Origin of the sequence: Xanthomonas sp. D-36-1 (assembly GCF_017746155.1) — a bacterium.
In the GTDB taxonomy this organism is placed as follows: Bacteria; Pseudomonadota; Gammaproteobacteria; order Xanthomonadales; family Xanthomonadaceae; genus Xanthomonas; species Xanthomonas cissicola.
Window position 1 is genome coordinate 76,026 of sequence record NZ_JAGHWR010000038.1, and the last position, 12,472, is coordinate 88,497.

Genomic DNA, 12,472 nt, shown 5'->3' on the forward strand with positions numbered 1-12,472 from the left:
ACGTGTTCGTGCGTACAGCGGTACGTGGTCTGATCCTGCGGCGCCTTTGCAAGCAAGCCCATGCGTGGCTTTGCCCTCGCATGGGCGTATCGGCAACCGCCAGGTGCTCCGGCTGGTTGCCGGCGGCCCCAAGCGATCGCGACTAATGCACCTGTTCGCGCTGGACGGTAGGCTGCGCTGGTTACGGTGCCTGCCCACTCGGGCATGACGCATCGACCCCGCACTGCGCCCGGACCTGATGGCCGACTGCATCGGCTTCGTCTCGACAGGACCGCACGCAGCAATCCGCGCTGTATCGCTCACGTGCTTCCAGAGGACTGCCCGGTGCAAGTCACACCCTACCTGTATTTTGAAGGCACCTGCCGCGCAGCATTCGCGCACTACCAACAGGTGCTGGGCGGCGAACTGATGTTGACGACGTACGCACAGATGCCCCCGCAAGCGGGATCTGACATGTCGATCGACGCTGCGGCAACCGACCTGGTGATGCACGTGACCCTCGCTGGGCCGAATGGCCCCTTGCTGATGGGCTCGGACATGCCGCCGGGCCAGCAGTTGGAGGGCGCCAGACCGGTGTCGGTCGGGCTCGGTTTCGACGATAATCTTGAGGCCGAACGCGCGTATACGGCATTGGCCGAGGGCGGTCAGGTGCAGATGCCGTTCGGCCAGACCTTCTGGGCAGAAGGCTTCGGCATGTGCACCGACCGCTTCGGCATCCAATGGCTGGTCAACGGCCGTGACCGGAGCGCCTGACCAACGCGCCACGCCGCAGGGCACCGCCGCATGACCACGCACGTTTTGGTCAACCTGCCGGTCGAGTTGCTACCGCGCTCGGTTGCCTTCTTCACCGTCATGGGCTTTACCTTCAATCCCGCCTACACCGATGCGAACGCCACCTGCCTGATCCTGGGCGAGCACATCTTCGCGATGGTGCCGGTCAAACCGTTCTTTCGGGGCTTCAGCCATCAAGGCATCTGCGACATGGCCAATGCCGCAGAAACCATTACTGCGTCGGCGGTGGGCGCGCCGAGGTGGATGCGTTGGTGAGCAAAACGCGTGTGGCCGGTAGGCAGGTGCACAGCGCCGCGAAGCATGATGGCTTCATGGATCAACATGGGTTTGCGGCCCGGACGCCACGTGTGGCAGGTCTTCCATAGCAGCCGTATGCCAGGCTGAGTGCCAGTGAGGCCGTCACAGCGCAGTGCAATACGGCGCGCAGCGCGCGCTACACCAGCAAGCCCTGCAAGGAGTCGCGCTCCAGCTGCGCGTACAGCGCGAATTCGTCATGCACCTGCGCGCCCAATGCCTGTTCGAAGCTGCGCTTGCTCGAGTGCGCGGCGTAGGCGCGCTGTTCTGCACCGCCCAGATTTGACTGGAAAATGCCGGCCGCACTCACCGGCAGGAAGTCTTCATAGATGATCGGGTCGGCGCTGACCAGCCCAAGCGCAATTGCCGTTTCTGCCGGCATGGCGGCCACCTGCGCGGGGTCGGCGCGGCCGGCGTCGGTGAGCGCATAGCGGAAATACCCCAGCCCTTCCTGCCGCAGCAACGCCTCGTCGTCGGGGAAGGCCACGAAGGCAGTCTGCAGCCGGGTGGCGTAATCGGTGCCGGTGCTGCCGGCGCCATCGGCATCGCGCGCCTGCGCCAGCAGCGCGTCGTACAACGCGCGCCCCTTTGGCGTGAGGGCAAGGCCGCGCTGCTCGATCTCGCCAAAGCGTGCGGTATGGGTGCCGTGTTCCGCTTGCCCGTCATCGCCGACAAAACGCACCGGCTCTTCCAGCGCCTTGAAACTGGTCTGCCGCAACAGGATCGGCACGCGCCGACGCGGCGGCCCCTCGATCACCGCCTTGGCATCGATGCCGGCGCGTTGCATCTGTTCCTGCGCCGCATCGATGTCCAACGTGCGTGGCGTGAGGTGATTGATGTGCGGGCCGTGGAAGCTCACCACATCGGCAATCAACTTATGCGCCTGGCTCAGCGCGCGATAGGTCGGCAACGACACCGTGGCATCGCCATGCCAGCGGAAGGTTTCCAGCGCTTCGGCCACGAACTGCCGTGCCTGGTCGGCATCCAGCCCGCCCTGCTGTTCGTAGCGCTCGATCAACTGCAAGGCGCCGGCGGTAAAGATCTGTCGCTGCTGCAGGATCTGCTGCGCCTGTTCGCGCAGGGCGGCGTCTTCGATCAGTTCCAGCCGCAGCAGCGAGGTGAACACGCGAAACGGATTTGCCGACAGCGCCGCCTCATCGATCGGGCGGAACGCGGTGGAATGCACCGGCACGCCGGCCACCGACAGGTCGTAATAGCCCACCGGCTGCATGCCCATCACTGCGAACAACCGGCGCAAGGTGGCCAGTTCGGCCGCCGTGCCGACACGGATGGCGCCGTGCCGTTCCAGATCCAGCCGCGCGCGCTCGTCGTTGCGCTGCAGCCGCTGCGCCAGCGCCGGATTGGCCTGCAGCGTCTGTGCGTTGACCTGCGCCACCAGCGACATCAGATCGCCATACAACGGCACCTCGGTGCGATACATGTCCGACATCGCCTGGGCGAACCAGCTGCGGATCTGATCGGGAGAGACAAAGGCGGTATCGCGCATGGGCTGGTCTTGGGCAGGTGCCGGCCGAACGCCAGCGGTACCGCATTCTCGCCGACCACGCCCTGCGTCGACCAGCGGCACGGCAGCATTGCAGGGCGACGCGATTAGTGCGCAGACAGCCGCGCCATGCCGGGAAGTGCATGACGCGACGACACAACGACCGCGTCAGAGCCCGGCCTGCGCCGCCGCTTCGGCCGCTTCGCTCGCCTGGCGCGCCGCTTCCAGGCGCTGCGCATGATCGCCGAGCTGCCGGCGCAGCAATGCATCCAGGGTGATCGGACGTTCCCAGCGGTCGTAGCTGGCGACGATGGCGTGCCTTAGCGCGCGCATGTGCAGGTTGTCCGGTGCCACCGACAGCCGCGCGACCACGCCCTCCCAGCCATCGCGATGGTCGCGGCTATAGGCGCGTACCGTGTCGCGGCACGACAGCTGTACGGTCTGCGCCCAGAAGCACGCGAAATAGATATCCCCGGCATGCCAGCCGTGCACTTGCAGCAGCGCCTGCACGTACGCGCGCGGCGTGCCGGTATAGCGCGCCACCTCGTCGATGAAGCTGGCCGGATAGCGCTGCGCATAACTGCCCATATCGGCCAGGTGCTGATCCACCCAGGCATCGCCGGTGCCTGGGGTCGCCGCTGGCGTCGGTTCTTCCGTAGCAGCTGCGGTCGCCGAGGCCGGCAAGGCCTGCGCGGCGCCCAGCGCCGGCCACAGCAATGCCACCAGCAATGGCACAGAGCGCAACATGGATGAGCGGGATACGGGCATGCAGCGATGATGCCGCATGCGTGCGGTGCTGTCAGGCGGACGCCGGATCAAGCGCCACTGCCGGGCGCCAGGCACATCCGCTTTTCAACGACCCACGCCTGGCGAGGAAGTGCACCGGAGCCCCCCAGTTACGCTATCGGGCATAGATGAGCGCGTCGGTCGCAGCGTCCCAGTGCGCTCTGGTGGCAACCAGCCCTTGCGATGGTCATCGACGTGCACGCAATCGAAGGTTTGGCGGAAAGATCGGATACTGCGAGCTGCCCGGCGATGCCGCACGATACGCCCGGTGGATGGCGCGAGCCATCCCCTGACTCCTAACGCAGGTCGTAAAACCCGAACTGGTGGACCTCGCGGCAACCGCTCAGATCGCAGGAGCCGATGTAGCCGGGACCGATGTAACGCTGGCGCGCGTCGCGGTTGTGCGGACTGCTGTATGGATCCGGACCATACAGGCCATTGCCATAGTAAATCTGGCCGTAGGGGCGATTGCGCGAGGCACCAAGGCGGAGTGGGCCGCCAACACCCCGATATCCGCCATCGCCCACGTCACGGTCATCGTACCCGGCGCCGACAAACCCGGCGCTACGATCGCGCTCGCTCGGTCGAGCCTGCAACCTGGCGACACTCTCGCCCCGCGCATCCACGTAGCCCTGCTCGCGATCGAAGCGCACGGTGCGGAAATACACTGGCTCACCACCCACCTGACGGGTCTGCAGGCGGACGTAGCGGCCGCCATCGTCGTAGTAAGGCTGCCCGTTGCGAAAGATGACTTCGCTCGGATGGATGATTTCTTCTTCCAGCTCGGCGGCAGCCAGTGGCGCGGCACCGATCAGCAACAAGAGCAACAAGGCCAGGCTGGCGCGCTGGGTCATGGACAACATGGTCATCGGCACTTCCTCAAAGCTCGGCCGCGCACGCAGGCAGGGCCGTGAACATCCTGTCGTTGGGCGCCATACAGCACCCGCATGTGACGCATCGGGCCAGATCAGTGTCGCCAGGCAGCGGCGACCCGGCCCAGCTTAGAGCGTGTTATGCACATTGGGATGAGATGCCTTGGCCGCCAGCGATGCGGAGCGGGTGCTGCGCGGCGCCGGCTTGGCTGGCGCCAAGGCAAGCTCCGCGACGCGCACTCCGTGCCGCTGACGGCCAATCCTCCGGGGAGCACTCACCTCAACGTACATAACACGCTCTAGCCCTGCCGCCGCGCCAACGCATCCAGCGCCTGCACCGCTGCCGGCCAGCCGGCGGCGTCGGGCACTTCGCGCATGCGCGGTTCGTCGGCAGCCACACCATGCTCCTGTTCGTGCGCCCAGGTCACCGCGTATGGGGTGTAGATGCCCCAACCGCCGATGGCCAGCACCGGCTCCACATCCGAACGCAGCGAATTGCCGATCATTGCAAACTGCTGCGCCGGCAAACCGAATTCGCCGAGCACACGCGCATAGGTCCGGGGGTCCTTTTCGGACACCACTTCCACGCGCGGGAACAGATCGCCCAGGCCAGATTGCTCGATCTTCTGCTCCTGGTGAAACAGGTCGCCCTTGGTGATCAGCACCACCTGATAATCGGCGGCAATCGCACCGACTGCCTCGCGTACGCCGGCAATCACTTCCACCGGATGCTGCAGCGTGGCACGGCCGATCTCGACGATGCGCTGGATATCGTGCGCGGCGATGCGCGCCTGGGTCAGTTCGATCGCGGTTTCGATCATCGACAGCGTCATGCCCTTGGCGCCATACCCGAAGACCTTGAGGTTGCGCCGCTCCACTGCCAGCAGATGCTGCTGCATGCGACTGTCGCCCAGATCCAGGTACCCGGCCAGGATCGCTTCGAAATCCGCTTCGGCAATGCGGTAATAGTCCTCGCTTTTCCAGAGGGTATCGTCGCCATCGAAGCCGACCAGTTGGATCGCCTGGCCGTCGCGCTGTGCAAGTGAGCTCATCGGGCAAGTTTAGCAGCGCATCGGTATTGCGCCGTGCTCAATCGCCTGCGGCATCGCCCGGGCCAGGCTGATAGCTGGCGAATTCCTCGCGCGATAGGCGCCCGTCGCCGTTGCTGTCCAAGCTGGAGAAGTTTTCGCGCAACACCGGGTCGGCGCTTGCCTCGGCCAGCACCAGCGATCCGTCGGCGTCTGTATCCAGGCTACGGAAACTGCGCGGTGCCAGGATGCCGGCGGTGGCGGACGCCTCGGCACCGCTCGTGGACCTGGCGGGCCTGGGTGCCGTCGGCAGCAAGGGCGTGGTGGCCGGAGCCGGCGGATCGATCGGCAACGGCGACATCGCCGGTGTAGTGCTGCCAGCGGTTGCCGGCACCGACGTTGTCGGGGTGGCGGGTGGCAGCTCCGGCGGCGCGGCGAGCGCAGATACGGGGTTCGCCAACCCGAGCAGAAGTGCAAGACGTAAATGCGACATGATGGATGAGCGCCAGACGTGGAACGGCTCACCCTAACGCGGCAGACGTCAACAAAACGGGAGCGACCCTGGCAGATCGCTCCCGCGTGTCCATCCTGTTGCTGGTACTGTTTTTTGCTATTGCTGTTGCTGGTGCTGGTTACTGCCTGTCGCAGCGCGCCGACGGGGCTGTATGCCAGCGCTCTGCATGCATCACTTTCTCAAAACCTCATAGGTGCCTTGAGCGTCGCTTAGTTGCCCTGCGAGCCGGTGGCACCTCCCCCCTGCTGCTTGGCAACGAACGCCTTGTACTCATCCGGGGTCAGCTTGCCATCGGTGTTGCCGTCGGCCTGATCGAAGATCTGCGCAAGGCCGGCGTTGACCTGCGCTTCCTGCTTGCTGATGGCGCCATCGCTATCGGTGTCCACGCTGGCCCAGGTCTGGCCGCCACCGGAGCTTGCACCGCTCGACTGTGCCGCGGTGGCCGAACTGCCCGACTGCGCCGCTGCGTCTTGAGAGGTGCTTTGCGCCATCGCCGGCAGCGCCAGGGCGGCAGCAAGAGCGACGGTAGCGGCGAGCAGCGAGGTGCGGTTGCGATTCTTCATTGGGGTGGTCTCCTTGTGCTTGGGAATGCGCGGTGTCGCCGCACATGGCACCACCCTACCCATCGCAAATGAACGCCCAACCCGGCGCAATTTCGCGCAAAACAGTCTTTTAACCACAGCCCGAATGTTTGCGGCTAACCGCCTGTTAGGCATGAGTGAGTCAAACCGAAGCACCTCATTCAATGCATGAAAATTTGCGACCCGCCCCGCACTTTATGCCCCACGCTCAGGCACTTGGCGGGTCGTTTTCCCAGCTCCCGGAACTGAATAGCTTCCAACCAAGCACCACGCCAGCGAGCGCGCCGGCCACTTCCAGCACCACGCGCGAGCCCAGTTCGTTGGGGTCGTGGATCTTGGCCAGCGCCAGGCGCGCATACAGCGGCGATTCCAGTCGCACGATGCTGGCATAGACGAGATGCCAGATGTCGTATCCGGCACCGATGGCCACGGCCAGCAGACACGCAATGCCCAGCGTGTGCCCATGGTTGAACTGCACCCGCCGCCCGCCCCGCTCCACCACCGCAAAGACCACCACGCCCAGGATGAGCGCAATCAGCCCGGCCTCCAGTGAACCGAGCAGGCCGAAATGCAGGGGCAAATTCATTGTGACGATCCAGGCAGCAGGCGCACCAGTCTAGCGGCTGCAGTGCCTGGATCGGCGCGCCTCGCAATGCAGGCGCCCTGAACGACCTGGAGACTGCCAGGGGCGATGGCGCAGCCGTGGCGACCTGCAGATGCAGGCGATTGCCGGCATCTGGACGCTGTCGGGCGCGCTACTGTCGCGCATCGCAACCACAGGCGGGCCAGATGCGGCCCGCGCAATGGCTCAGGCGTCGTCCTGACCACGCGCACGCACCTGCGCTTCGCCTTCTTCGTCCCAGCGCACGCTCACCGCAATCGGCTTGCAGCAGACCTGGCAATCTTCGATGTAATGCTGGTCGCCGCCTGTCAGATCCAGCGCCAGCGTGATCCACTCCCCGCAGTAAGGGCAGGCGATATCGACGAAGCGTTCCGGGTCGGACATGGCGGTTCCTTGGATCTGTCGAGGCAAGTGACCGGACGTGGCGGCGACGCCGGCCGGTGCTGCTGGCGGACATTGGAGTGTACGACTGGCGCTGTGCTCGTGTTGGTGTTGGTGCTTGCGCCGTTGCCGGCGAGGCGACCGATGCCAGCACTGTCTGTGCGAGGCAAGAGCGCGGCCGACTTCGACACGATGCCCTGCATCCATGCTGGCTGCTTGCGTGTCGCATCCACGCGTCTCGCAAGCGGCCAACCGATCGCGAGCAGCACCGGATCGATCAGCGACGAAGAGCGTGTTGCCTGACCGCTGTCAGTCCACCGGAACATCGTAGGCCGTCTCTGGCGTGGGTTCGGGACGAAACGTGAAATGCCACCATTCCATCGGATAGTTGGTAAATCCTTCGGCCGCCATCGCCTGCAGCAGGCGCTGGCGGTGCGCGCGTTGTGCTGAGCTGATGTCGGGCGCCTCGGTGTGCGCCCACGCATCGAAGAAATCGAATCCTGTGCCCATGTCCACTGCACGGCACCCGCCCGGCCGGCCGGCACTCCAGCAAGCCCAGATCCAGCGTCGCGCCACGGCTATGCCCGGAGGTGGGCGCAATGTAATCGCCCAGCAATGCGCGCTTGTCCACCCGCGGGTAGTACTGCGGCTTGGTCGCCTGATCCTGCAGATCCGCAGCCCAGGTAACGAATGCCTTCACCGACCGCACCGGCCGATAGCAATCGAACACCTGTAGCCGATAGCCCTCGGCCTTGAGCGTCTGCGCTACCCGTGCCAATGCGTCGGCAGCCGGGCGCAACAGGTAACACCGCGGCGCGTCATAGCCCGGTACCACCCGGCCGGTGAAGTTGTTGCTGCTCGCATACCGCATGTCCAATGCGATGTCCGGCGCAAGGGCGTGCACGTCCACAAGGCCGGCCTCTGCCGCGGTCCTTGCCGAGGACACATGCACCTGGCCGGCGACTAGCGCACATGGCGCCACGCCGCTCATCAGCAAAGCGCCTTGAACAACACACTGCCGCCAGCAGCGCCCATTTCGAAACAGCAGGTTGTCGGTCATTTCCGTTCCCTTGCAAGATGCCGCGTTTGCGCGGCAGGTCATGCTGCGCTCGTTCGCCGCCAGCGGTAGCACGGCTCGATGCCTGTGCGCCTAGTGGTCGTCGCCTTCAGTTGGCTCAAGCGCCGGTCGCGAGCCAGAAAGTCTCGCGTGGTTGGTCATCGCAGACAGGATGCGTAGATCTTCGGCATCCAGGGTGGTGGCGCTGTTGCCGCGGTAGTGGTGGTGAAACGCCTGCAGTGTGGCGGCCGGATCGTCGATGCTATAGCCGATCAGGGCAAGCGCCTGCCATGGGTCGAAACCTTCCGGGGCTGCGGGCGCGTCGGCCGCGGGCCAGCGGCCGAAACCGGCGTCGGCCAGGCGCCTCCAGGGGAACAACGGCCCGGGGTCGTTCTTGCGCGTCGGGGCCACGTCTTCGTGGCCGACGATCTGCGTGCGTGGAATACGCAGACGCTGACACAGGTCGTCCAGCAACACCAGCAGGCTGTCGATCTGCGCCGGTGCGAACGGCTCGCTGCCGTCGTTGTCCAGTTCGATGCCGATCGAGGCCGAATTGATGTCGGTGATGGTGCCCCAGCGACCGGCCCCGCCGTGCCAGGCGCGCTGCCCATCGCTGACCAATTGGTAGCGCTGCCCGTCTTCGCCGATCAGGTAGTGCGCACTGACGCGCCCGCCACTGTTGCGGCCGCGCAGCGTACTCAGGCTTTGCTGGACTGAATGCTGGTCGGTGAAGTGCAACACGATCAGGATCGGTCGCCGCGTGTCGTAATTGGGCGATGGCACCCACTGCGCCAGCGGATTGCGCTGCGGGGCGTGGGCACAGGCGCCCAGCGACAGCGCGGCCAGGCAAACGGCGGTCCGCAGCCAGGCCGATGACGAGAGAGAAAAGCTGGGCAGCACGTATTGCTCCTGGGAAGGCCGGACGACCTGCGCAGCACCATTATCGGCCGAGTCGTGCTTGCGCGGCCGTCTGCCGATGGGACCGTCGGCAGCGCGGTGGCCTTGCGCGCTGCCATCGTTAGTCGCAGGTGGTGTCTCCCAGCTTGGCAAGCATCGCCGTTGCGAAGACGGCAGTAGCGGCCACTCGCGTATCTACGGCTGCGGCAAAGAGGGTCACGGGCTTCCTGCACGCTCCGCACCAACGCGCCCCCAAACGTCCACTGCCGGCGAGAGTCGTCACGCAGCTCGGACATGTGGATACGCTCTGCGCCGCATGCCACTATCGGCCTTGCCTTGCCTCGCAGCGCGCCAGCGGCTGCCTTCCTCCCGAGCCCTGCATGCCATTGTCGCGCCACCTGCTGATGTTGCTGCTGATCGCGCTTGCCCTTCCCAGCGGCGCCGCACCAGCGCCTGCTGCCACGCCGGCCGCGCAAGCACCGCCCTTTGTCGTCAGCGATGCACAGCTCACCGCAGAGTACTGGATCCGGCGCAGCCGCAACGCGCAGATGCCGCGGATCGACCCCGCGCAGATCGCCGACTTCAATACACGCCTGCTGCGCGACGATGCATCGATGCATGACATCGCGCAACTTCCCCAGACGCTGCCCGCAACTGATGTGAGAGCGCGTATCGACGCGTTATCGGCAATACCGACGCGTCCGCTGTACGACGCAGACGGGCGGCGTCTGGATACCGCACGCTTGGCGGCATTGCGCACGGCCTTGGCATTGGATGCGATACCCGCACAGGTGCCACTGCGCTTTGCGCTGGTCGTCACACGTGGCGCGTTGCGGACCTTTCCCACTGCCCAGCGTGTGTTTACCAGTGCTGACGACCGCGATATCGACCGCTTCCAGGAATCGGCGCTGTATCCCGGCACGCCGGTGGCGGTCCTGCACGGCAGTGCCGATGGCGCGTGGAAGTTCGTGGTCGCCGCCAATTACGCTGCGTGGATCGCAAGCACGCAGATTGCCGAGGGCAGCCGCACCGAGGTGCTGAATTACGCACAACGCGGCCCGCGCCTGATCGTTACCGCAGCCCGCGCGCAGACCGCCTACACGCCCGAAAACCCAGCCGTTTCTGCACGCGCACTGGATATGGGCACCAGCCTGCCCTTGCTCGGCGACTGGCCGACGCAGCAGCCAGTCAACGGACAGTTGCCGCTAGCGGCCCACGTGGTGCAATTGCCGGTGCGCAGTGCCGATGGGCGTCTGCAGCTGGTGCCTGCATTGATGCCGCGCGGCGCCGATGTGCGCATCGGCGCCTTGCCCGCCACCGACGCCGCACTGCTCCGGCAGGCCTTCAAATTCCTTGGCGAACGCTATGGCTGGGGCAACGATTACGATGCGCGCGATTGCAGCGGCTTGGTGCTGGATGTCTATCGCAGCCTCGGCCTCGCGCTGCCTCGCAATACCGGCGACCAGGCGCGCAGCACGGTGTTGCACAGTGTCACGTTCGACGCTGGCGCACCGTTGGCGCAACGCCTGCAACAGCTCGCACAGCTGCAGGTTGGCGATCTGGTCTACATTCCAGGCCATGTGATGCTGGTGATCGGCCATGCAGGCGGTGCGCCATGGGTGATCCATGATGTGGCCGGGGCCAGTTACCACGCGGCCGACGGCAGCGTGCAGCGCGCGCGTTTGAATGGTGTGTCGGTCACCCCATTGCTGCCCTTGCTCGCCAGCGATGGCACTGCATTCATCGACCACATCACCCGCATTCAACGCGTTTTTCCAACGGGCCCCTTATGAAGATCACCGGCTTCCGGCTTGGCATGGTGCGCGTACCCCTGAAAACACCGTTCAAGACAGCCGTGCGCACGGTGCAGGCAATCGAGGACGTGGTGGTGCTGTTGCAGACCGACAGCGGCCACATCGGGTACGGCGCCGCACCCGCCACCGCGCCCATCACTGGCGATACCCATGGCAGCATCATTGCCGCGATCCAACACTGCATCGGCCCCAAGCTGATTGGGCAGGACGTGGCCGATCTCAACCGGCTATGCGGGCTCGTTCAACACGCGCTCGAACGCAACACCAGCGCCAAGGCCGCCGTGGAGATCGCACTGTACGATCTGTGGGCGCAGGGTTTTGGTGCGCCGCTGTACCAGTTGCTCGGTGGCGGCACGCCGCGCGTCACGACCGACATCACCATCAGCGCCGATACCATCCCCACCATGGTGGCGCAGGCGCAAGCGGCGCTCGCGCACGGCTATCGCGCACTGAAGATCAAGGTCGGCAAGGACATCGAGTCGGATGTCGAACGCGTCACGGCAATTCATGCGGCAGTCGCTGGGCGCGCATCGCTGCGGCTGGATGCCAATCAAGGCTGGACGCCCAAACAAGCGGTGCGCACCATGCGTACGCTGGAAGATGGCGGCATCGCGCTGGAGCTGCTGGAGCAGCCGGTCAAGGCCGCCGACCTCGACGGGCTCGCCTTCGTCACCGCACGCATCGACACGCCGGTGATGGCCGACGAGAGCGTCTTCTCGCCTACGCAGGTGATCGCGCTGATTCAGCGTCGCGCCGCCGACATCATCAACATCAAACTGATGAAGACCGGCGGGCTGTCCAATGCCATCCGCATCGCCGACATCGCCGGGTTGTATGGATTGCCATGCATGATCGGCTGCATGATCGAATCCAGCATCAGCGTGTCCGCCGCGGTGCATCTGGCGGTGGCCAAGGCCGACAGCATCACCCTGGCCGATCTGGATGCACCTGCGCTTGGGCAGTTCGACCCCACCGAGGGTGGCGTGCGATTCGACGAGGCGCAGATCCACATCGACGATTCGCCGGGACTGGGCATCCGCCGCATTCATGGGCTGGAACTGTTGCCGGCGTGAGAGCGGCCGACGCGGTGCGGCGAACAGCCCCCAAATGGAAGCAGACCGCGCTACAACGTGGGTATGACCAGCGTTACTCGCCGATTCCGGGCAACGGACGCGCCTGTCTGATGCGCGACACGCACATGCACCACGCAACAGCATTGCTGAGTACAGTAGCGACAACGCGGCGTCGGTCACGCACCACCGTAGCGCGCCGTTTCCAGACAACCGTGTCTCGCCTTTGGACTCATCCCGCTCGACCATTGCCCGGAGCC

At 65.4% G+C, this 12,472-nt stretch carries 13 protein-coding genes and 1 pseudogene; 4 read left to right on the top strand and 10 right to left on the bottom strand.

The window, feature by feature from the left end; genetic code table 11:
• Positions 1-204 precede the first annotated feature (204 nt).
• Together J7367_RS12600 and J7367_RS22290 are read left to right on the top strand one after the other, a co-directional pair.
• On the top strand, positions 205-753 hold the full coding sequence (locus J7367_RS12600) for a VOC family protein (protein ID WP_244672296.1): 549 nt from the start codon (positions 205-207) through the stop codon (positions 751-753).
• 30 nt (positions 754-783) lie between these two features.
• Positions 784-1,047 (top strand): hypothetical protein, encoded by a 264-nt coding sequence (locus J7367_RS22290; RefSeq protein ID WP_223670069.1) that lies wholly within the window; start codon positions 784-786, stop codon positions 1,045-1,047.
• Between the two features lie 178 nt (positions 1,048-1,225).
• Here J7367_RS22290 and J7367_RS12610 read toward each other — a convergent pair whose 3' ends face one another.
• The 10 genes and pseudogenes from J7367_RS12610 to J7367_RS12655 form a co-directional block, all read right to left on the bottom strand.
• Complete coding sequence (locus J7367_RS12610; RefSeq protein ID WP_057658640.1) at positions 1,226-2,593, bottom strand: VOC family protein; 1,368 nt, start codon at positions 2,591-2,593, stop codon at positions 1,226-1,228.
• Between the two features lie 165 nt (positions 2,594-2,758).
• The gene (locus J7367_RS12615; RefSeq protein ID WP_057658688.1) at positions 2,759-3,376 is read right to left on the bottom strand and encodes a hypothetical protein; all 618 of its coding nucleotides are present in this window, start codon (positions 3,374-3,376) and stop codon (positions 2,759-2,761) included.
• Positions 3,377-3,672: 296 nt separating this feature from the next.
• Positions 3,673-4,245 carry a hypothetical protein gene (locus J7367_RS12620; RefSeq protein ID WP_042675879.1) on the bottom strand — a complete coding sequence of 191 codons (573 nt, stop codon included), beginning with the start codon at positions 4,243-4,245 and terminating at the stop codon, positions 3,673-3,675.
• Positions 4,246-4,547: 302 nt separating this feature from the next.
• Complete coding sequence (locus J7367_RS12625; protein ID WP_057658642.1) at positions 4,548-5,300, bottom strand: HAD family hydrolase; 753 nt, start codon at positions 5,298-5,300, stop codon at positions 4,548-4,550.
• Between the two features lie 37 nt (positions 5,301-5,337).
• Positions 5,338-5,736 (bottom strand): hypothetical protein, encoded by a 399-nt coding sequence (locus tag J7367_RS12630; RefSeq protein ID WP_081027441.1) that lies wholly within the window; start codon positions 5,734-5,736, stop codon positions 5,338-5,340.
• Positions 5,737-5,999: 263 nt separating this feature from the next.
• Entirely contained in the window at positions 6,000-6,353 is a 354-nt protein-coding gene (locus J7367_RS12635) for a hypothetical protein (RefSeq protein ID WP_057658646.1), read from the bottom strand.
• Between the two features lie 226 nt (positions 6,354-6,579).
• Positions 6,580-6,957 carry a hypothetical protein gene (locus J7367_RS12640; protein WP_057658647.1) on the bottom strand — a complete coding sequence of 126 codons (378 nt, stop codon included), beginning with the start codon at positions 6,955-6,957 and terminating at the stop codon, positions 6,580-6,582.
• A gap of 222 nt (positions 6,958-7,179) precedes the next feature.
• A complete protein-coding gene (locus tag J7367_RS12645; protein ID WP_022560162.1) occupies positions 7,180-7,377 on the bottom strand; it encodes a CPXCG motif-containing cysteine-rich protein in 198 nt (65 codons plus the stop codon).
• Between the two features lie 306 nt (positions 7,378-7,683).
• A pseudogene (locus J7367_RS12650) lies at positions 7,684-8,434 on the bottom strand (M15 family metallopeptidase).
• Positions 8,435-8,524: 90 nt separating this feature from the next.
• Positions 8,525-9,331 carry an N-acetylmuramoyl-L-alanine amidase gene (locus tag J7367_RS12655; RefSeq protein ID WP_057658649.1) on the bottom strand — a complete coding sequence of 269 codons (807 nt, stop codon included), beginning with the start codon at positions 9,329-9,331 and terminating at the stop codon, positions 8,525-8,527.
• Between the two features lie 377 nt (positions 9,332-9,708).
• Between J7367_RS12655 and J7367_RS12660 the strand changes: the two genes are divergently transcribed.
• A complete protein-coding gene (locus J7367_RS12660) occupies positions 9,709-11,121 on the top strand; it encodes an SH3 domain-containing protein (RefSeq protein WP_057658652.1) in 1,413 nt (470 codons plus the stop codon).
• Positions 11,118-12,215, top strand: coding sequence for a dipeptide epimerase (locus J7367_RS12665; RefSeq protein WP_057658654.1), 1,098 nt, complete (start codon positions 11,118-11,120; stop codon positions 12,213-12,215). Before J7367_RS12660 ends, J7367_RS12665 begins: the two co-directional genes overlap by 4 nt.
• Positions 12,216-12,472: the final 257 nt, after the last annotated feature.

Excerpts from the sequence above, each read along its gene's own strand:
- J7367_RS12665 (WP_057658654.1), top strand. The coding sequence starts at position 11,118 with ATGAAGATCACCGGCTTCCGGCTTGGCATGGTGCGCGTACCCCTGAAA.
- J7367_RS12620 (WP_042675879.1), bottom strand. The coding sequence starts at position 4,245 with ATGACCATGTTGTCCATGACCCAGCGCGCCAGCCTGGCCTTGTTGCTC.
- J7367_RS12610 (WP_057658640.1), bottom strand. The coding sequence starts at position 2,593 with ATGCGCGATACCGCCTTTGTCTCTCCCGATCAGATCCGCAGCTGGTTC.
- J7367_RS12640 (WP_057658647.1), bottom strand. The coding sequence starts at position 6,957 with ATGAATTTGCCCCTGCATTTCGGCCTGCTCGGTTCACTGGAGGCCGGG.
- J7367_RS12615 (WP_057658688.1), bottom strand. The coding sequence starts at position 3,376 with ATGCGGCATCATCGCTGCATGCCCGTATCCCGCTCATCCATGTTGCGC.
- J7367_RS12625 (WP_057658642.1), bottom strand. The coding sequence starts at position 5,300 with ATGAGCTCACTTGCACAGCGCGACGGCCAGGCGATCCAACTGGTCGGC.
- J7367_RS12635 (WP_057658646.1), bottom strand. The coding sequence starts at position 6,353 with ATGAAGAATCGCAACCGCACCTCGCTGCTCGCCGCTACCGTCGCTCTT.
- J7367_RS22290 (WP_223670069.1), top strand. The coding sequence starts at position 784 with ATGACCACGCACGTTTTGGTCAACCTGCCGGTCGAGTTGCTACCGCGC.
- J7367_RS12660 (WP_057658652.1), top strand. The coding sequence starts at position 9,709 with ATGCCATTGTCGCGCCACCTGCTGATGTTGCTGCTGATCGCGCTTGCC.
- J7367_RS12645 (WP_022560162.1), bottom strand. The coding sequence starts at position 7,377 with ATGTCCGACCCGGAACGCTTCGTCGATATCGCCTGCCCTTACTGCGGG.
- J7367_RS12600 (WP_244672296.1), top strand. The coding sequence starts at position 205 with ATGACGCATCGACCCCGCACTGCGCCCGGACCTGATGGCCGACTGCAT.